We start from the raw sequence: 20,478 nt of genomic DNA on the forward strand, positions 1-20,478 counted from the left end.
AGTTTTTAAGAGAATTTATTCATTTCGGCTGATTGTAATTTGTCCTCTTCTACAAGAGGAAGAATGTGTTCTTTTATAAAGCCAATCCGATGCGCCAATGAACCCTTATTGTTTTGCAAGGGAATACAGCTTAATAGGTGCAAAAGATCCTTAAGATTATTGATGGCTTTATCCTGGCCTATTTCTTCAATGATGAGTGACAGCTCTACCACATGGTGCCGTCGCCAGTGGCCATGGAAAAAGCGGGAAATGCTTGAATTTGATTTTGTATAATCATCAAGAAGCGCTCTCGCTTTTGCAAGCGGGTCAGCATGGTTATCACATATTTTTGTATAAGAGGCGGGGTAAATAAATGAGGGCACTTCCTCCTGGCTTTTCACATCACCGGGCACTTTTCTTCTGGCAATGATCTCTTGCACCATTTTTGAAATAGCTGCCTTTTGTTTTTCGAATTTATCCGCTTCAAACGGATTTGCCGGTGAAACTTTACTTAGAGCGTTTAAATGTTTTTTAACGACGCGCAACAAATCTCGAAAAGTTGGTGCAGGTGTTAGCTGATATTTTTTTGCTTTTGTACAACAATAATTAAACGCTTTAAGCAGAGCATCAATAGTTGAAGCCTTAATCTCTTTTTCCAATAAAATAGCTTTAATTTCCTGTTCAGGGTAAGAAGGCATTTCTTTTTTAATCATACGCCTTGACAAAGCAGTCCCCGTCTGTAAACGTCCTCCCATCGTCGCAGGATTTTGTGTCCCAATGATTAGAAACCCAGGGTTTGCAGGGCGTCTTCCTTCAGGTGTTTTCCCCATTAAAAGAGCATTTAAAAGCCTCTCCATCATCGGGGAACTGTTTATTTCATCCACCACGACAACAGCCCCCTCATCGAATGCTTTCAATAAGAGAGTCTTTTTATCTTCGAACTGCATGCTGACAGGCATGCGATAGAATATTTTTTCTCCCGGCTTTCTTTCTTTTACGGTTTTGTCAAAGTGGACTTCCTGATAACCATTTTGAATTAAAGCAGCAGTTACAAGCTCACTCTTGCCAGCACCAGGCTCACCTTCAATAAGGAAGCCATTAATACCGCCATACTTTTGCGCTGCATTTTTCCCTTCTCGACGTAACAAACGTAATTGCAATAACTCATTCAATTGTTGATAGATTGCCTGGCGTGATGCAGTGACTAAAAATGAAGATTTTTTATCCGCACTGACCGCTTCCAATGTCTGTTTTATGGAGGGCTCATACGGTTTAAACCGTTCTTCAAACTTCCTTTGCTTTTCTTTAGGACATAAGCTTTCTCCTATTTCATAAGCGTAATGTTCCGCTAGCTCTGCTACCTTAAGTTCAGGGTGTTTTTTATGCGCTGCCAACACAAGCAGTGCCATCATCTGAAGCTCACGGGGCGAAATTAGAACTTCATCACGGGAATGCTTACAGAGATAGCTATAAACGGAAAGGATGGGCTCGGCGATATCAAGTACTTCCAGTTCCAAATCCGTTTGACTAAAAACAGGTTTGATTATTTTTTCATAAATAAATTCCTGCGGCATAACTTCAAAAAGAACCGCATTGCCATGGCGTACAAAAAATTGGGATAATTGTCGCTCCCCACCATAACTCAACGGATTACCTGCAAACACAACTTTGTGCTTATTCGTCAGGGGATGATAGGTTCCATCAATCAAAATGCCGGGAGGATTAGCAAACAAGCCTTCGAATTCGCTCCAATCACGATTTTCAATATTTACTTCATCGATAAACAAGATTTTTTCAAGATCAGAAGAGTCAGTAGCCCAGGATAAAATTTGTGACTCTCCCTGGAACAACTTTTTATTTTCATTACATAAATGCTCTTCGACAAAGGTTGACTTACCAACAGCCGTTAATCCCGTGAGGTAGGCATAAGGTGCCTGTTTAAGAACCTTATTAACTGCTTCGAGGCGCTTTTGTATAAATGCTTCGGCCACTTCTTTACTGCTGTGTGGTTTAAACGTACCAAGCTTGATACGGCTCTCTAAGCGAAACATACCTTTCCAGGCATCTTCTGTCGATTGTTCAGGATGAATGCAATAATGATCAAGCCTGGCTTTAAGTTGGCTTAATGACTCCCTTTCCAGTTGTTCGCGGGTTAAAACCTTATCAATGGTTTCAGAGGTTAAAACCATATCAGGTGCTGCTTTAATATAGCGTTCCAGACAAACTTTTTTCTCCGCCACACTTACTTCATGAGACAGTGGATTTAGATATCGAAAGGCTTGGCAATCACTACTTAAGATGGCCAAATAGCCGCTGGGCTGCTGTGATTTCTGCCTTTCAAGAAGTAATGATGCTAAGGTGTCTGCCAATTCCTGCGAAACTTTGCCTTTGAGGATGACTTTCTTATTATTGGATAGCGCAGTGAGAAGCGCTCGTTCGCTTTGTGTAAATTCAAAGCGTAAGGTTTCCTGATTTAATGAACCCTTCGTTGCTATCAATAAATCGGCAGATTGACATTCGCTGACATCAATCACTTGCCAATCCCCGTTCTTATTTAATTGATCAACGGTACTATCAACGTCTGAACTTTGAATAATCGTGGTGTAAGTGACATCACCTGTCCATAAATCAGACTTTTCAATAACTTCATGGGGTAGCTCGCCAGACAATTGTTGCGGGATAGTTACCCCTGGCGCTTTATGACAAATAATATTCACCTGATGTTTTTGACAGGTAGTTAAAAATAGCGCCCATTCATCGTCTGACAGGTTTGACGTTAAATTGATCTCCAGCGTTTTTCCTGCATGTGACTTTAAAATTCCCGGAAGAGGTTCAAGTGTTTTTGATTGGTTATCACAATGATATTGGGTAATAAATTGATTAAATTGCGTGGGGTTTAAAACAACTGCATCCAGGCTAATGCCAAGCTCTATATGGATTCGGGTTTTCAAACTCTCCCAGTCATAACCTTCATTTTTAACAAGTGTTAGATTCGGGGGAATATCAATACAACGCCCAGCATGGTTGATTTTGCCATGTAGTTTTGCATGTTGCCAAAAACGAACAAATTTTTCATCCTCCCAGGGTGCGTTTTGCAGCTCAATGGTTTTGCCCGAAGTTAACGCAGGCACTAACTCACCCTCTTCAAAATAAAGGTTATCTTTCTGAAGAACCCACCGTCCCAAAAGCCTTTCTTCCCAATCGGCTAGATGATAAAGGTTTATCGTTACTACCTCACTATCGCTTGTCTTTTCAGGAACAATTAACGGGGGTGCAGCATCCTGTAATGAGTGTGATGCCAATGGACAAGCTTCAACTTTGTCAAATCGCGAGTAAAAATCTTCACCACGATAAGCCGTTGCTTTTGTTGGATTAATTAAACCAACTACTTTGGTCGAGTCTGGTAACAACGTCCCATCGGCCTTTCTAACATCATCCAATAAGCTGTTAAAGCGAACGATATCCGCTGCGGTAAAATTGGCATAGTTAACCAACAAAACAGGAGATTGTTTCGGATCCTGATTCGCTTGAAGAAAATCATAAAGGGGGCCCCCAGGCCCCTTCTTCACTATCCCTTTTATCCCCTGACGTTCCACAAAAGCAGCAGAACAAATCAAATCATTGGGGGAGTCAATGTAATAAACAGGACGAGACGTACGCTTGGCATAAGACTGAAGGGAAAGTTGCAGTGCTTCAAGGGATGTATCATCGGCAATCTCAATTAAATGTTTGCCAATCTCATTTCGTTGAAAAATAGCCTGACAATACTGCGTAACAGAGGCAAACTGCGGTTTCTCTTTATTCCAGGTTTCAAGCTGTTGGATAAAAAGTAATTCTTCTTCCGAATGCAACTCAGGTTGATAGTTATCATGAAGTTTTAATTCCGCATCATAACCACCTAGATCACAGGAATGCCAATCACCATTCACATTTATTTCGACATAGGCATGGCAACCATTCGTAATAACTCGTACCGGAATGTCTGGGTAATGTTCTTCAAGGTAGGCCTTAAATGCAACACTACGATGACGGCATGCTCCATTTCCTTGTTCCAAGATATAACGTAAATAATCTTGGCCTGTTGGCTCTTTTTTATCAACTTTAAGTGCCTCTTCACCAAAAAATTTAAAATGCTCCACAAGTTTTGCGAATTCTGCAGGAAGCGGCGTTTTAGTCTTTGGAATCTGTATTAAAAAATCGAGCTCTATGTTCTTAATCCCTTTTTTAGAGCGGATGTAGTATTGATTGTCACGCAAAGAATATTGGATTTCGACATTGTCAGCAAAAGGCTCCACATGAAAATGGGTCATCCTTTCTTGTGCTGACAGTGAACACACAGCTTGCCATTCTTCCGTTAATGTAAAGGCTTGTTTACCATAAAAACAAGAAGAACCAGGCTCTTGAGGTAGAGCTTTAGCCAACGAAAAAACATCATGAGGGCAGCATTCGATATCAATAGACTTTAGTTTGAGATCACCTTTTTTGACGAGCGAAAATGCGTCCTGCATTTTGCAAGGTGAATCGGTTACTTCCAGGTTATTGAATACATTCTGACGGTAAAAACTTACATCCGGTATAGGAAATGATGAATCCGTAGGGTAAAAAATACGCTGAATATCATAAGTTGTTTTCGAGGTGTTACCGGTATGCGCATCAATAGTTTGCCGGGCATGGGCTTTGGAGTGGTTGACTCCACCATACTTTGCTTCACTCACCCCTTTTGTACCAGAGTGATGTTTTCGAATTACAGCTTCTGGAGGGGGGCTTTGATCGGCATACCTACCTAATTTGCGAGATTTTAACAAGGTTGCGAGATCGTTATGTGTATACAAAGAGTGATCAATCTGTAATGATTTTAAATTAGGAGCAGCATTTACAAGCCTGATAATTTCATCCTTAGTAATATTGCCGTCATCGAGGATAAGCGATTCAAGTGCACTGAATTGACCCGAATCAATTAAAAAAGACCAATCGGTATGAACATCCCAAGCCTCTAATGACTTAAGAGAACCTGCTTTTGGCCAGATATTTGGTATTTGATGAGCATCACTTCCATAGAGCTCTAATTCTGTAATGTTTGTAGGCACTATGAAACTTAAATTACCGGGAACTTTTCGGATGTCCAAAGACAAATGCTTAAGGTTTGGAGTCTTTTCGAGGAGCTGATGAAATTCTTCTGTACTAAACGTTGTTCCTGCTAAATTAAGCGATCGAAGCCTGGGAAATACCGTCTGCTTATCCAGCTTTAAACCTTTTAAGGAGTCCGGTAATTTTAATTGATGAAGGTTGGGAGAAGCATTGAGTAGCTTACTTAAGTTATCTGCCGATATCTCACAATGGGTGAGCGATAAATTTATAAGATTAGATAGGTCTAATCCATGGATTAAGTTTTGCTTGATTATTACATTTGAGAACGTTAACTGGGTTATATTTTTATTTAATAATTGGTTTAAATCCCATCCTGATAAATCCACTTTATTAAAATCAAGAACTTGTAAATGAGACAAGTTCAAATCATTCGTTGAAAATGCAGGCGAATTAACAAGAGTAAGATAGGTTAAATTAGGCGCGCTAAACAGTAAATTTTTAATAGAGTCCCCATCTACGGACGAGTGGGTAATATTAAGCTCTTTTAAAAGACTTAGATCATGGTGGTTTATTCTTCCTTGATTAAAATTAGGACAACGCCAAATCTTCAACCTCTTTAGATTTTTGGTAAATGACAGGAAATGATTCAAATCCTGCGTTGTAGAATTTTCAGAAATTAAAATTACATCTAATAGTTGAGCAATATTTTCCTCTTGTAAAACATCATGACCGTAAGTAATTTGTCCTTTTTCCCTAAATTGCTTTAATTTACTATCTTTTTCACACAACAATTTTTTATAAGCGTTTGGAAAATTGACGCCAGGAAAATGGGCTTGTAACTCTGGAAGCCTTGCTAGAGCGGCATTGGAGAACTCATCAACTAAAAAAGTTTCTACTGGGGGCTTTGCATCTTTTATAGCAGCAACAATATTTAATAAATCCCCGCTAGATATCTGACTTATAGGAATTTCTCTTGTCTTTTCTTCACCGTTTGGGTCGAGCAGGGAATCTACTTGAAAATTATCAAGAATTAAAAGATTTTTTTTATCAAAACTCTGCTCCTCAGCTCTTTTTAAAATTTGATGGTAGCGATGAGGTTGTATTGTATAGCTCGTTGGCAACATCAATAAATTGTTTAAATTATCTTCCCTTAGTGGATGAAGTTTACCCTCATGCCAAATGTATAGTTCAAAGCCATCATTCACACATTCCTGCAGTTTCTTGATTACCCCATTCAATTGTTCTCTTGTCCATCTATGCATTCTCCAGTCGGCAACAAGTAATTGTTTCTTTTGCAATCGAGCTACAGATTTTGTTTGACGCCAGTAGGGTTTACTTCTAAGAAGCTGATTCAAGTCGGGTTGACCAATAGGTGCGTAGCTATACTCTGTTGCTGTTTGTTGCGTAAGATTGTAAAAGCTAAGTGGATACTGCCGTTCTTGAGCCATGATAAAAAAATAAAGTTAATTTGTATAATTTTACTACATTTTAGGAATTTTTTTATCTTTTACCCTGTTTTCTCTTTTGGCAATAACCTCTGTATAGATAAAATTTTTTAGAAGTCGCGTTGTTGCGCCCATATCAAACATCAAACATCTTGGGTTCCGCCAAGGTCAATGACTTCTTGTCAGAATTGCCAAGCTTCAAATATGACTATACTAATTAAAAAATGACCTTAAAGCGCTTATCATGTTTATGAAAGTACCTATAAAGCGAAAGGAAGACTTTCCATTTAGGCTAATTGATAAAATCGAAAGCCGAATTGAAGATCTAACCCCGGAAAATATCAATGAAATTCTTAAAGAAGGGGTTATTGTCGAATTAAATTTCATGAACGATGCGATAGACAGTATGGATAAGGAGACATTGGATCTGTTGCAATCCCGCTTGAACTACGTCCTAAAATATCAGAACTTAGAACTTAAACATTTCTTGGAATTCGATATAAACTCATTACAGCAATTGAGTCCCAAAATAGTAAAATCGGTGCTACAAAATCCTGATGTTGTTGAACTTCTATCGGATGATTGCCTTAAGAAACTACTCACCTTTAGTGAAGAAGTTGCCGAATTTGCCATTCAGCAAAAACACATTGGTGAGCGTTTAAATCAAATCAATACTAATCCAAACCAGCAAACTTTTCCCAGTTCCTGTGCAGCAAGGGCTATTTTATTAATGATGTACCATACGGATCACATTAATGAAAAGGAGTGTACTCCACTTAAAGAATTTGAAATTTATAAATCCATTTGGACAACCCCTGGGGGTGTAGCTGATCCAGCAAAGCTCATGTCTTTTTTAGAAAATAATAAACTCAATGTCATTAGTATTGTCCTTGAGGACCGTGCTGCGCAAACTTTGAAAAATGCCGAAGGGAAAGACCCTGGTTTGGTTGCTGCTTATGGAATGTTTAAAAATCGTAGTAAAAATTTACAGAGCATCCCAAACTCGGAAAAGTATGTCTTCCCTAATAACTCCACAGCGCTTGTGATGGTAAGTAGTAAGGATATGCCAGGTGGTCATCTGGTTTTCTGTCGCTCAAACGACGATGGGGAAATCACTGTAGTTGACCCATCCTCAGGTGAGGCCAATACTCACAAAAATTTTCATGACTTTATGAAAAACAATGATGATTTAGGTGTTCACTTTCAATTTTCATGATGGTCGATGAACAATTTCATCGACTATATGCTGTTTTAGCCCTTAAGGTATCATCAGCCAGCAACCTTACCCAAGGCCATAAAATCATACTGATTGCAGCCCCACCGACAGACATAATAAAGCTAATATGATATCCCATAAAAAGTTCTATCATCATGATTAACGTTTGATAAAGAAGGCAGAAAAAGCCAATTAAAGCCATTTGCTGCCCCATTGAAAAAAGGTAAAAACGCCGCGCCTTATTACTCGCAAGCCAGGTCACTACGGACAATGCAAACGCATGTTCACCAAGCACCGTTGCCAATAAAACATCCAAAAGTAAGCCAACAATCAAAAGCAAGGTCACATTAAAATAATTGGGCAGAAAAAACTGCAAATATAAAATTAACATTAATATCCAGGGGGGCCTTAAACCAGTTAAAAAATCTGGTAGTGGTAAGATAGTTAATGCCAGGGAGATAAGAACCGCAATAAATAAGCGTAAGTATACATTCATGCAGTATCCCCTAACACATTTAAACGCTCATTAATCTGGGCTGTTAACGTGGCTTGCTCTTTATCAGGCCATATAAGCAGGACCAGTCTTGTTCGATTTAACAAGGCGATGGGTGACACATTCACTTTGATAAACGCTTCGCCAGGTATACTTTTTACTGTTTCAACACGCCCCACAGGATAACCTTCAGGATATAAACGTCCCATACCCGAAGTAACCAATAAGTCACCTTTACTAATGGATGAAGTTTTTGGCAAGTTAATCAATGATAATTGGCTCATGTCATTGGTACCTACCAAAATAGCCCGCTCACCAGTGCGATTATTTCGCACAGGTACAGCACTTTTGGAATCTGATATTAAAAGGACAGTGCTGGTCATCGAACCAACATCAATAATCTGCCCCATCACGCCTTTCGCATCGAGCACTGGCTGTCCTACGTAAACGCCATCACGCTTCCCTTTATTTAATACGACTAATTGGCGCGAACTACCGGTATCCACAGCCAGGATTTGTGCTGCCATAGCCTGCATTTTAGCTTTCGAAGAGGTCAGCAACAGCTCTCTGAGCTGTGAATTTTCTTCTTTAATAACAATTAGTTTCTGTAACTCCGCTTCAAGTAAAGTTTGTTGGTAGCGCAATTGCATATTTTCATTAATCAGCGCTTTTTTGGCACTGACCAAAGATTGAACCCAGCCGATAACTCGAACAGGATAATCAACGGCATATTGCAGTGGTGAAATAATTAATGCAAAACCACTGCGCATACTCTTCAAATAATTGTAATGATAATCAGAGAACATCAATAAAAAAGATAAAACGGAGGCAAACACAAAACCAAAAGCTTTATGTTTACCATGTTGTGCAAAAATCCTGCTTTTAGGATTATTCTGTTGAGAGGAAATCACCACCACGAAGATCCATGGTTTCTAACGCCTTACCACCACCACGCGCTACGCAGGTTAGAGGATCTTCTGCAACCAGCACGGGCAGGCCTGTTTCTTCCATTAATAAAGTGTCCATGTTCTTCAATAGGGCTCCACCACCTGTTAATACCATACCACGCTCTGCAATGTCTGCAGCAAGTTCTGGTGGGGCTAATTCCAAAGCAGCTCTAACTGCACCAACAATCCCTGAAAGAGGCTCTTGTAATGCTTCAAGAATTTCAGCACTGGTTAAAGTAAAGCTACGAGGTACACCTTCAGCCAAGTTTCTACCTCTAACTTCAATTTCAAAGAGATCACGGCTGGGGAAAGCTGAGCCAATTTCATGTTTAATACGTTCAGCGGTGGTTTCGCCGATTAAAGTACCGTAATTACGGCGAACGTAAGAAACAATGGCATCATCAAATTTATCACCACCAATACGTACTGACTGATGATAAACAATACCACTTAACGAGATGATTGCGACTTCTGTAGTACCACCGCCAATATCCACCACCATGGAGCCGCTTGCTTCTTCCACAGGCATGCCGGAACCTAACGCCGCAGCCATAGGCTCTTCTATCAAGAATACTTCACGAGCACCCGCACCCATCGCTGACTCACGAATAGCACGTCGTTCCACTTGTGTGGAACCGCAAGGTACGCAAACCAATACACGCGGGCTTGGTCGTAAGAAACGATTTTCATGAACTTTATGGATAAAGTGCTGCAGCATTTTCTCTGTGACAAAGAAATCAGCGATGACACCATCCTTCATTGGTCGAATAGCATTAATATTGCCGGGGGTTCTGCCTAACATACGCTTGGCTTCAAGACCAACAGCGGCAACTCGTTTTTGACCTGATTCATTACGGAGGGCTACGACGGATGGCTCGTTTAAAACTATCCCTTTGTCCCTGACGTAAATTAACGTATTCGCCGTTCCCAAATCAATGGACAAATCATTAGAAAAAACGCCCCTCAGTTTCCTAAACATGTGCAACACTACCTCATTCTTTTTTTGGCAACACTTTACCTTATATTTGAATAAAAATCGACAGATCTTTATTAAGATTTTTTAGCTTTGTATCGGGAATTATTTAACTGACTTTATAATCAGTCTTTTTTAATCAATTAGTGCAACTTGCTATAGATCGAAGGTGAATTTCACCCGAGTAAAGCGTGGAACGTAGAGCAATTTATTTTAAACCCAAACCAATGCTCTCCCAATGACATACGTCATGTCGAACGGAGTGAGACATCTCCATGATGCCAGGAGATCCCTCACTTCGTTCGGGAGGACGGATGTCTTTCCTGATGTTTGCCTCAAAGGGGCTAGAGCGCTCATAATGACTTGCTTCTAATACATGCTTCGCGACGGCTAACGCATCTTCTCAGCACGAACGGGTCCGTGCTACCCTTTTATAAAATGTTAAGAAAAAACTTAAGGCTAATTGGAAAGCTTTGTCCTTGAGATTCAGTGTCTTAACGCTACTTTCCGGATGCTGCGAACAAGCCACTGGAGGTAGGAAAGCAGACACACCATTATTTTCACTTAAAATAATGGCGGATAATTCCGCCATTATGCCCTAAAATTGCTTTAAAAAAACCTAGTCAAGTGTAAAAACCTCTTGAAGTTTGGACAAGTTGTTCTTTACAAATTGTTTTCCTAATCCCTTAACCTGAGACAATTCTTCAAGGGTTTTAAAACCATGGTGTTCTTCGCGATAACGAACAATTGCTTCTGCACGTTTTTTTCCAATGCCTTTTACTGATTTTGAAAGTGTATTCACGTCAGCCGTATTTAAATTAATTTTACTAAGCGGCGCCTTTGTTTTGGTATAGTTAGGGCTGACAACTTCCACTTTGGCATGAAGAGGAAGAGAGACGATACAAAGTGATAACACAGCAGCAAATAAATTTGCTTTCATTACTATTCTCCTTAATTGTTGGACTAAAACGGGACTAGTATTTTCCAAAAAAACTGATCCCTTCACCTTCTTGCTTACCTGCAAGAAGGTGAAGGAGTATCGCAATATTTTGATTAGCTGTCGAGTGTTATCTGAGTGGAATGTGAGTGCAGTACATAGGAAACGCAAGCCGTTAATTTTTCTACCATATCCAAATGTAAAAACTCATTAGGACCGTGCGCGTTGGAATGTGGGCCCAATACCCCTGTAATCATAAACTGTGCATCAGGAAATTTTTCACCCAACATCCCCATAAAGGGAATGGTGCCACCTTCCCCGATATAAGCAGCAGGTTTTTTATAAAACATTATCGAAGCATTATTTGCAGCCTCCTCCAACCAGGAGACCATTTTAGGAGCATTCCAACCTACAGCACCATCCTGGAGGTGAAAATCTACTTTCGCTTGATAAGGAGGGTTTTCAGTTAATGCACGCTGCATGGCTAAAGCCGCCTTCTGGGGGCAAACCAGGGGCGGGATACGCATTGATAACTTTAGAGATGTTTTTGGGCGCAGTACGTTTCCCGCATCACCCATTAAAGGCAAACCTGCAGCACCGGTAATGGCTAGTGCGGGACGCCAGGTGCGATTTAAAAGAAGCTGTTGTTTGTCTTTGTCAACAGGTTCGACACCAGAATGAAAAGGTAAATTCGTATAAACTGCATCACCAAGAATTTCTGCGCAAGCTGCTGCCTGCTGTACGCGCTCGTGCGGAATCTCACAGAATAACTCCTCAAGTTTGATCTCACCACTCGCTTCATCTTCAATCCGGCTTATCAATTGCTTGGCAATTCGAAAACTGTCAGCCACTATGCCGCTAGCATAGCCTGAGTGGACACCTTCTGTCAGAACCTCAACAGATAATTCACCCACGACATTTCCACGCAGTGAGGTGGTCATCCATAGCTGCTCATAATTTCCTGCGCCAGAATCCAAGCAAATTACCAGAGAAGGTTTACCAATCTTTTCTTTCAATGCATCGATATAAAACGGTAAATCATAGCTGCCACTTTCCTCGCAAGCCTCAATAATCAAAATATAGCGAGCATGAGGTACGCCCTGTTCCTGTAATGCACGTATTGCTGTTAATGAAGCATAGGCTGCATAGCCATCATCAGCTCCTCCTCGACCATAAAGACGGCCATCCCTAATCACAGGCTTCCAGGGCTCTAAACCCTCTTGCCATCCAGTCATCTCTGGTTGCTTATCCAAATGCCCATAAAGCAAGACTGTGTCATCCAGTTGTCCAGAAACTTCCATAAATAACAAGGGTGTTCGATTAGGTAAACGTACAATTTCCAGTGTCATTCCTGCTGGGGCATGGGTTTTGCACCAGTCCGCAACATGACTGACAGCCCGTTCCATGAAACCATGTTCTTGCCACTGTTGATCAAAATGCGGGGATTTATTGGGAATTTTAATGTATTCACAAAGGCTTGGAAGAATAGTCTCCTGCCATTGCTGACGAATATAGTCAAACAATCTCTGGGGATTCAACATGCATCTGCTCCTTGATCAATGCAATTATTTTTAAGGCAGCTGACTCAATATTAAGCGCCTTAATTTTTGCAACGATTTCTTCTTTATGCTGATTAACATCGTTAATAGCCTTTAAAAGAGTCTGAGCCGTAAGCTTTTCTTCTTCAACGACTACGCTAACCCCCTGCCCTTTGAAATAGTTGGCATTTTGAATTTGATCACCTCTACTCACTTTAGCAGAGAGCGGTATTAAAACGTGCGGTTTGCCTAAGGCAAGAATTTCACATAAAGCATTTGCTCCGGCCCGTGAAATGACCAAATCCGTAGCAGCAAATAAATCAGCCAATTCTTCATTAGCATATTCCAACTGACAATAGCCTTTTTTATTAAGCAAACCAGGGTCAACTTTTCCTTTTCCGCATAGATGGATAATTTGAAAATGTTCGCATAAAGCCGCTAAATTTTCCCTTAGTGTACTGTTTAATAAGGCCGACCCCAAACTCCCACCCATCACCAGGATGCAAGGCTTTTCCGTAGTAAAACCGCAAAGCTCCAACCCTTTTTTTTTAGAACCTTTGAATAACTGCGAACGTATTGGCGTCCCTGTAACTTCAATTTTTTGCTGCTTTTTAAAATGCTTTTTTGCCGCTGCAAATGTAACGCAAATTTTGTCCACAAAAGGAAAACTTAAACGATTGGCAAGTCCAGGCGTCATATCCGACTCATGGGCAATCACCGGAATACGGTTTAACCAGGCTGCGACAACAACAGGGAATGCCACAAAACCGCCTTTTGAAAATACTATATCTGCTTTTAACTTTCGCAATAAGCAATAAGACTGGACGACCCCCCCAAAAATTTTCAAAGGATCTAAAAAATTTTGCCAACTGAAATAACGTCTTAACTTGCCACTACTTATAGCATGATAAGGGATGTTTAAAGTACTTATCATACCTTTTTCTACACCTTCTTCCGAACCGATATAATCAATTTGCCAATCGTTTTTCTGTAAAATTTCAATTAATGCCAAATTGGGTGTTACATGTCCGGCTGTTCCGCCCCCGGTAAACACGATTCGTGGATTCATTTAACTTCCCTAACTAATAAGCTTAAATCAATTGCCCGAATTGATTTGGTAATGGAACCGACTGAAATATAATCAACACCGGTTGCGGCAACAGCACTGATAGTATTTAAATCTATACCGCCTGATGCTTCTAGTTCACAACGCCCCTGATTTATTTTTACTGCTTCCAAAAGCATAGCATTGCTGAAATTATCAAGCAAAATACGATCAGGCCTTACTGCTAGCGCTTCTTGAAATTCCTCCAACGTTTCAACTTCAACTTCAACAAGGAGGTCGCCATGCTTTTTCCTAGCCATCGCAATTGCATTGGTAATTGAACCGCAAGACTTTATATGATTTTCCTTGATTAAAAAGGCATCATACAGGCCCATCCGGTGATTAACACCACCTGCACAGGCCACTGCATATTTTTGCGCCAAGCGTAGGCCAGGAATTGTCTTACGGGTATCCAATAGCCGTGTCTTTTTGTCCTTAATCTGAAGCAAATATTGATGTGTTTGGGTCGCTGTTGCGGATAAGGTTTGTAAGAAATTTAAGGCTGTACGCTCAGCAGTTAGGATATTCGCTGCAACTCCTGTTATCTTGCATAATGTGGCTGGCTTATCAAGCCACTCCCCTTCTTTCACCAACCACTCCAGTTCTATATGGGGATTAATTTCCGTAAAAACAGCCTCCACCCATGGAATACCACAAACCACCATAGGCTCGCGGGAGATAATCTCAGCATTGGCTATTCGATGTGATGATAATAACTCTGCACTAATGTCTCCTGAGCCAATATCTTCAGCTAAAGCCCGCCTAACATCCTCCAAGACTTGCGTTTTATTTATGTTCATGTTTTATATCCCGAGGATTTTTAGCATACCTTGCTTTAAGCAAGGGTGGTGCAAGAAATGTGGTTACAACCACCATCAGAATTACAGCGGAGAAAAGCTGATCAGAAATAACCCCAAGCGTACGTCCAATGGATGCAAAAACCAACCCTACTTCACCCCTAGGCAACATACCAACACCTATCAATAAACGATCATCTTTCTTATTGCCGCCCAAACCACTTATTAACTTACCTACTATGGCAGCAACAATAAGACCCGCTGACATAGTTAACACAGACCAGTTGGCAAATGTTTCGAGTTTTACTTGAATACCAATTAAAATAAAAAATAATGGGGCAAGAATTGATTCAAGTGGTCCCACCAAACTTTTAATACTACGTGACTCATGATGGTGGTTTCCGTTTTTCGACGTGAAAAAATCATCATGGAGAATTAAACCAGCTGCAAAAGCTCCAATAATAGCGGCAAGATCAACCAACGTGGCTAACCAGGCCAGGACCATTACAAAAATAAACGACGCCAGTAATTTTACTTCCCAGAAATCAAGGAAATGATCAAAGAAATTGACTACCTTTCTTAAAATAAATGGTCCAACTGTTAGCGCTACTACAAAGAACATTAACGCCGAAAGAACGATACGGACAACCACTGAAAAATCAACGGCATCATTGATTACGAGTGAACTGACTATCGCTAAAATAATTAATCCCAATATGTCATCAATCATTGCCGCACCGAGAATAGTTCGTGCTTCACGGGTACGTAATTTTTTCATTTCGGCAAGGACGCGCGCTGTAATACCCACACTGGTTGCCGATAACGTGGCAGCCACAAACAAATCAACCTTATAAGAAGCGGCCGGGAGTAAGAGATGAGCAACGATAAAACCTAAGAAAATAGGCGCAAGGACACCAAGCACCGCCACTTGAATTGACTCACGCCCCGTATGCTTTAATTCTTCTACAGAACTTTCCAAACCCACCATAAACAATAAAAAAATTACGCCGTAACGCGAGAAAACATCGAGTACATACCCTATTTTGATTAAATCAAGGCCGTGCGGCCCAGTGAGTGCCTCTATGATCTCCCGGGCATAAAAAGGATTAGTAATATGGGTTGCGACTGCCTGGGGTAATGCTTCCCCTCTCAAGATAGCACCCATGATATTAAAAATTTCAGGGCCTTCTCGCAAAATTACCATTAAGTCCGAACCAAAATAATAGCTAAGGTTTCCTAATAACACGCCCATTAACAATTCCCCAAGTACGCCGGGTTGTCCTATGCAGCGGGCTAAATAACGCCCTACCAGCGCGAAAAATAGAATGAGCGTAACCCACAGTAGGATAGGGGCAATTGGATCATGGGGGGCATCTTTTTGTACGTTCGCAAACAATAAAGCAGGATAAGATCCTGCTAATACTAAAAAAAAGTAGAAATAACGCTTCATTTATGGCCTGCAAGGAAGAGGCACGTTTCAAGCACCGAATCAGGGTTAAGGGATACGCTATCAATTCCTTCTTTCATTAACCATTGTGCGAAATCCTGATGATCAGAAGGACCTTGGCCGCAAATACCAACATATTTCCCTGCTTTTTTACAAGTAGCAATAGCCATATGCAGTAATGCCTTAACTGCTGGATTTCTCTCATCAAACTGGGACGCAACTAGGCCTGAATCTCTATCCAAGCCAAGGGTAAGTTGAGTTAAGTCATTGGAACCGATAGAAAATCCATCAAAATATTCCAGAAACTCACTGGCTAATAGGGCATTTGAAGGTAATTCACACATCATAATGATCCGCAAACCGGCTTTGCCTCGTTCAAGACCCTGTTTTTTCAATACATCAATAACCTCTTTTGCTTCACTCACCGTTCTTACAAAAGGAATCATGACTTCAACATTACCAAGTCCCATATCCTCACGAACGCGGCGAACAGCCTGACATTCAAGCGCAAAACATTCGGCGAAGTCTGCAGAAACATAGCGTGAAGCACCACGAAAGCCAATCATGGGATTTTCTTCATGGGGTTCATAAAGCTTGCCGCCTACCAAATTGGCATATTCATTGGATTTAAAGTCAGACAGCCTGACAATCACCGGCTTCGGATAAAAAGCAGCTGCAATCGTAGCAATCCCTTCTTTTAACCGCTCAATATAATACTCAACTGGAGAAGCATAAGCTGCTGTCTTTTCGTCAATGAACTCTTTTAACTTTTTATCTTGAAGTTTGTCATAGTCCAACAAAGCCTTAGGATGAATACCAATCGTATTTGAAATTAAAAATTCCAATCGCGCGAGCCCTACCCCCGCATTAGGGATGGATTGAAATGCAAATGCGCGTTCCGGATTCCCGACATTAAGCATCACTTTAAGTGGCAGCTCAGGCATCGTCTCGACATCAAGACTAACTTGTTCAAATGGCAGCAAACCTTGGTACACATAACCTGCATCGCCCTCAGCACAGCTTACTGTCACTTCACTCCCATCCTTTATAGTTTTGGTGGCATCACCACAACCAACAACGGCGGGAATTCCAAGTTCACGTGCAATAATGGCTGCATGGCATGTTCGGCCGCCACGATTGGTTACAATAGCTGAAGCACGTTTCATGACCGGTTCCCAATCAGGATCAGTCATATCAGAAATTAAGACATCCCCCGGTTCAACACGGTGCATTTCACTAATATCGGTAATAATTTTTGCACGTCCTTGCCCAATTTTTTGGCCAATACTTCGACCTTCAGCGAGTATTTCACTTTTCGATTGCAAACTGTAGCGTTCCAATACTTGCATATTTGCACGACTTTTTACGGTTTCTGGTCGGGCTTGCAGGATATACAGTTTCCCATCTTTCCCATCTTTGGCCCATTCAATATCCATGGGACGGCCATAATGCTGCTCGATAATCAATGCATGACGTGCTAATTGTTCGATTTCATTGGTTGTCAAAGAAAATAGAATGCGATGTTTTGGCTCAACGTCCATTGTGGTAACGCTTTTCTCAGCAGCCGCCCCTTCTGCATAAACCATTTTCATCGCTTTGCTACCCAGAGTACGGCGAATGACTGCGGGTTTTCCAGCACGCAGCGTTGGCTTATGCACGTAAAACTCATCCGGATTGACGGCACCTTGTACAACCATTTCCCCAAGTCCATAAGAGGACGTAATAAATACCACTTGGTTGAAACCCGATTCGGTGTCCATGGTGAACATGACCCCACTAACCGCCAAATCACTGCGAATCATTTGTTGGATACCTGCTGACAGAGCAACATTGTTATGAGCAAACCCATGATGAACACGATACGTTATCGCACGATCATTAAACAAAGAGGCAAAAACTTGCTTAATTGCAATTAAAATGGCGTCAATGCCGCGCACATTGAGATAGGTTTCTTGTTGGCCAGCAAAAGAGGCATCGGGCAAATCCTCAGCAGTGGCGGAGGAACGAACAGCAACACTGAAATCATTGTGACCGATTCTTTTGGCTAACTCATCGTAAGAGACACGAACAGCATTTTCAAATTCTTTGGAGAACGGGGCATTGAGTATCATTTGACGAATTTGCTTGCCAACGGCAGTTAATGCAGCAATGTCATCGGTATTTAATGAAGAGAGCAGATCATAAATTTTTTGATCCAGATTATTTTGAGCAAGAAATTCACGAAATGAATCTGCCGTAGTCGCAAATCCAGTAGGGACAAGAACACCAGCCGAAGATAAATGACTTATCATTTCTCCTAAAGAAGCATTTTTACCACCTACTTGCTCCAGATCCCGCATGCCCAAACGCTCAAAATCGATTGTATGTACACTGACTGCCATAGCCCTTATCCCCTACTCCTTAAAAATGTCCACTATTCTACTTAAAATAGAAGATGATGTGAATGAACATGTATGAGAACGCGGTGTTATAGCGTAATTAAGCTTGGCCTTTTTTGATTATTTCGTTAACATAAAGCGCTTTTTTTGAAAAAGGATCTCGTTATGTTGCGAACTCTCAACAAGGTTAGCGGTTATATCGCAGGTATTATTTTATATCCACTGAAATCCTTGTTCGTTAATTTTCTTGTAGCGGCTGCAACCGTTTCCATAGCCACTTTAATACTTATAGGCCTCCCCTTCTATTACGCGAGAAATGCTTATAACGCGGCCGATGAGAGGAAATTTAGTGCCGCGGTTTTTGCAGGAATTCAAACAGCCGTGTACACACTCACTATAGTGCCTTTGTTTACGGGTATCGCACTTACCATTGGAAGTATCGTTGCTATATACGATGTAGTTAATAGTGCTTATCTAGGTGCGGTGGACGGCTACGAAAGAGGGTTATTTTATTATGTACTTAAGAAAGCATTTACGAAGTTTACTGTATTTAGCACCAGCCTCGACACAATTTCCACACTAGTTAATCAAAGGAATACGACACCAATTAATCAACATGCCCTCGAAGAATTATTAGTTGACAGTGAGATGGATTATACTAATCTAGTGGATGTTCCCCGCCCACCAAAAGAAGTACCAGAACTATTTGAGACGACAGAAATTTCAGCATCGAGTGACGCGTTCCTAACAGAAAATGAAATCAATGAAGCCCAAAAAATTACCGGATTACAGGCACCTCTAACTCAATACAAAGAATTATATAAACGCCTATCGTTTATAAACCAAGCGATGGATGAAAGAAGCCGCAACACTTTTGGACGCCAACAGCTAGCAAAGGTTATTCTTGGTAAAGTCCTTGAGCTTCACCAATCTACAACGGTCACAGAAAGTTCGACTAAAAGTAAGGATTTTGGGCAATTTGAAAATCCGTCACCAAGTATTGAAGACAAGGCTCAACAACTTATTTCTCATCTTCAAGATCCAAACCAGGAAGCAAACTTTAGGAAATTAGTTAAAGTCCTAACCGTCAAACATTTTAACGCCGATTGTATTAACAAAAATTTAGAGCTGTTGCGGCTAATTCAACCATCAAATTTCAGTAAAATTGCCAAAGCAATCCATGAAGAGCCCCAAAAAAATCAGGCCATCGCAAATTTAAAACGCCTTAACCAGCACCTTAAAACATCTTCAACCAGCGAGCATGCACAACTCATCAATAATGCTCACACTCTTATTCCTATTATTGAAGATAATACCGAATCGTTAATGCTTGACATAGCTGGTATAAAAAATACCGATACCTTAGCTGAATTACTGGGTGATAAAGATTATGAGAAAAATCTTCCAAAAATACTTCAGTTATTTAAAGAAATCCATCCGGATCACTTTGGTAATCTCGCCAAGCTAATTCGAGGTGATTCACTCAACTTTGACTTTGTGTCAGATAAAACCGACTTTGTGTCATCAGATGAAATTTTTTTTCTGGATATTGAAAACCCTGCTTTAATGGTAAAACTGTATGAATATGAACCTAACAAATGGCGACCTATTATTAGCTCAACTAAAATCATTGATTTTGCCAATCTTGAAGAATGGCTTACAAAAAATAACTCTCACCCATTGACGAGGGAACCATTAGATAATGCAAACCCCTATGAATTAAATGGAGTACGGTACAACACTAAATACCGTATTTACCCTTATAAAGGCTTTCATAGCTCCCACGAATTAAAATTATTGGCACAACACATCCGCACCACATTGGCAGCTAATACCCCCCCTTCCCCATTCCCACGCCCTTCTACAGAATTGTCTGCGACCACCTACCAAGAAACAAGCTCTCAACGATTCTTCGAGCCTGAAACCCCTTCTCAACCACCTGGAGAGACACCGCAAAATAACTCGGGTAACGATTTTTACTTCCAATAGGATATGTCCCCGGCTGCAAGCAGCCGGGCTACAGCAGGCCGGGGCTACATTTGGGGCTATTATACGTAGCCGGTTGCTTGCAACTGAATCTTATACACATCTCTGAAAACCCAGTCCAGTTCTACTTTCCGAAGTCCCGCGGCTTG

Annotated in this window: 12 protein-coding genes; 2 read left to right on the top strand and 10 right to left on the bottom strand. The window is 40.9% G+C overall.

Annotation, left to right across the window (positions count from 1 at the left end):
* Nucleotides 1-5: 5 nt before the first annotated feature.
* Nucleotides 6-6,515 (bottom strand): DUF5617 domain-containing protein, encoded by a 6,510-nt coding sequence (locus Ljam_RS04840; protein ID WP_058449003.1) that lies wholly within the window; start codon nt 6,513-6,515, stop codon nt 6-8.
* A 241-nt stretch (nt 6,516-6,756) separates the two neighbouring features.
* Between Ljam_RS04840 and Ljam_RS04845 the strand changes: the two genes are divergently transcribed.
* Nucleotides 6,757-7,728 carry a hypothetical protein gene (locus Ljam_RS04845; protein WP_058449004.1) on the top strand — a complete coding sequence of 324 codons (972 nt, stop codon included), beginning with the start codon at nt 6,757-6,759 and terminating at the stop codon, nt 7,726-7,728.
* A 16-nt stretch (nt 7,729-7,744) separates the two neighbouring features.
* On the opposite strand, the gene mreD is transcribed toward Ljam_RS04845, so the two are convergent.
* From mreD to ppsA, 9 genes are all read right to left on the bottom strand, one after another.
* Entirely contained in the window at nt 7,745-8,224 is a 480-nt protein-coding gene (gene mreD, locus Ljam_RS04850) for a rod shape-determining protein MreD (protein ID WP_058449005.1), read from the bottom strand.
* The gene (gene mreC, locus Ljam_RS04855; RefSeq protein WP_058450742.1) at nt 8,221-9,132 is read right to left on the bottom strand and encodes a rod shape-determining protein MreC; all 912 of its coding nucleotides are present in this window, start codon (nt 9,130-9,132) and stop codon (nt 8,221-8,223) included. The genes mreD and mreC overlap by 4 nt, the downstream gene beginning before the upstream one ends.
* Entirely contained in the window at nt 9,110-10,147 is a 1,038-nt protein-coding gene (locus tag Ljam_RS04860; protein ID WP_025385468.1) for a rod shape-determining protein, read from the bottom strand. The genes mreC and Ljam_RS04860 overlap by 23 nt, the downstream gene beginning before the upstream one ends.
* A 613-nt stretch (nt 10,148-10,760) precedes the next feature.
* The gene (locus tag Ljam_RS04865; RefSeq protein ID WP_058449006.1) at nt 10,761-11,081 is read right to left on the bottom strand and encodes a ComEA family DNA-binding protein; all 321 of its coding nucleotides are present in this window, start codon (nt 11,079-11,081) and stop codon (nt 10,761-10,763) included.
* A gap of 113 nt (nt 11,082-11,194) precedes the next feature.
* Nucleotides 11,195-12,619 carry a M20 family metallopeptidase gene (locus Ljam_RS04870; protein ID WP_058449007.1) on the bottom strand — a complete coding sequence of 475 codons (1,425 nt, stop codon included), beginning with the start codon at nt 12,617-12,619 and terminating at the stop codon, nt 11,195-11,197.
* Nucleotides 12,594-13,685 carry an undecaprenyldiphospho-muramoylpentapeptide beta-N-acetylglucosaminyltransferase gene (locus tag Ljam_RS04875; protein WP_058449008.1) on the bottom strand — a complete coding sequence of 364 codons (1,092 nt, stop codon included), beginning with the start codon at nt 13,683-13,685 and terminating at the stop codon, nt 12,594-12,596. The genes Ljam_RS04870 and Ljam_RS04875 overlap by 26 nt, the downstream gene beginning before the upstream one ends.
* Entirely contained in the window at nt 13,682-14,521 is an 840-nt protein-coding gene (gene nadC, locus Ljam_RS04880; protein ID WP_058449009.1) for a carboxylating nicotinate-nucleotide diphosphorylase, read from the bottom strand. Before nadC ends, Ljam_RS04875 begins: the two co-directional genes overlap by 4 nt.
* Nucleotides 14,508-15,968 (bottom strand): cation:proton antiporter, encoded by a 1,461-nt coding sequence (locus Ljam_RS04885; protein WP_058449010.1) that lies wholly within the window; start codon nt 15,966-15,968, stop codon nt 14,508-14,510. Before Ljam_RS04885 ends, nadC begins: the two co-directional genes overlap by 14 nt.
* Entirely contained in the window at nt 15,965-18,346 is a 2,382-nt protein-coding gene (ppsA, locus tag Ljam_RS04890; RefSeq protein WP_058449011.1) for a phosphoenolpyruvate synthase, read from the bottom strand. The genes Ljam_RS04885 and ppsA overlap by 4 nt, the downstream gene beginning before the upstream one ends.
* Nucleotides 18,347-18,508: 162 nt before the next feature.
* On the opposite strand from ppsA, the gene Ljam_RS04895 reads away from it, so the two are divergent.
* Entirely contained in the window at nt 18,509-20,332 is a 1,824-nt protein-coding gene (locus Ljam_RS04895; protein ID WP_058449012.1) for a hypothetical protein, read from the top strand.
* Nucleotides 20,333-20,478: the final 146 nt, after the last annotated feature.

This window comes from Legionella jamestowniensis, from assembly GCF_001467745.1.
Classification (GTDB): Bacteria; Pseudomonadota; Gammaproteobacteria; order Legionellales; family Legionellaceae; genus Tatlockia; species Tatlockia jamestowniensis.

What these genes read in the sequence shown, in the direction of transcription:
- Ljam_RS04840 (WP_058449003.1), bottom strand. Translation starts at nt 6,515, where the DNA reads ATGGCTCAAGAACGGCAGTATCCACTTAGCTTTTACAATCTTACGCAA.
- Ljam_RS04845 (WP_058449004.1), top strand. Translation starts at nt 6,757, where the DNA reads ATGTTTATGAAAGTACCTATAAAGCGAAAGGAAGACTTTCCATTTAGG.
- mreD (WP_058449005.1), bottom strand. Translation starts at nt 8,224, where the DNA reads ATGAATGTATACTTACGCTTATTTATTGCGGTTCTTATCTCCCTGGCA.
- Ljam_RS04860 (WP_025385468.1), bottom strand. Translation starts at nt 10,147, where the DNA reads ATGTTTAGGAAACTGAGGGGCGTTTTTTCTAATGATTTGTCCATTGAT.
- Ljam_RS04865 (WP_058449006.1), bottom strand. Translation starts at nt 11,081, where the DNA reads ATGAAAGCAAATTTATTTGCTGCTGTGTTATCACTTTGTATCGTCTCT.
- Ljam_RS04870 (WP_058449007.1), bottom strand. Translation starts at nt 12,619, where the DNA reads ATGTTGAATCCCCAGAGATTGTTTGACTATATTCGTCAGCAATGGCAG.
- Ljam_RS04875 (WP_058449008.1), bottom strand. Translation starts at nt 13,685, where the DNA reads ATGAATCCACGAATCGTGTTTACCGGGGGCGGAACAGCCGGACATGTA.
- nadC (WP_058449009.1), bottom strand. Translation starts at nt 14,521, where the DNA reads ATGAACATAAATAAAACGCAAGTCTTGGAGGATGTTAGGCGGGCTTTA.
- Ljam_RS04885 (WP_058449010.1), bottom strand. Translation starts at nt 15,968, where the DNA reads ATGAAGCGTTATTTCTACTTTTTTTTAGTATTAGCAGGATCTTATCCT.
- ppsA (WP_058449011.1), bottom strand. Translation starts at nt 18,346, where the DNA reads ATGGCAGTCAGTGTACATACAATCGATTTTGAGCGTTTGGGCATGCGG.
- Ljam_RS04895 (WP_058449012.1), top strand. Translation starts at nt 18,509, where the DNA reads ATGTTGCGAACTCTCAACAAGGTTAGCGGTTATATCGCAGGTATTATT.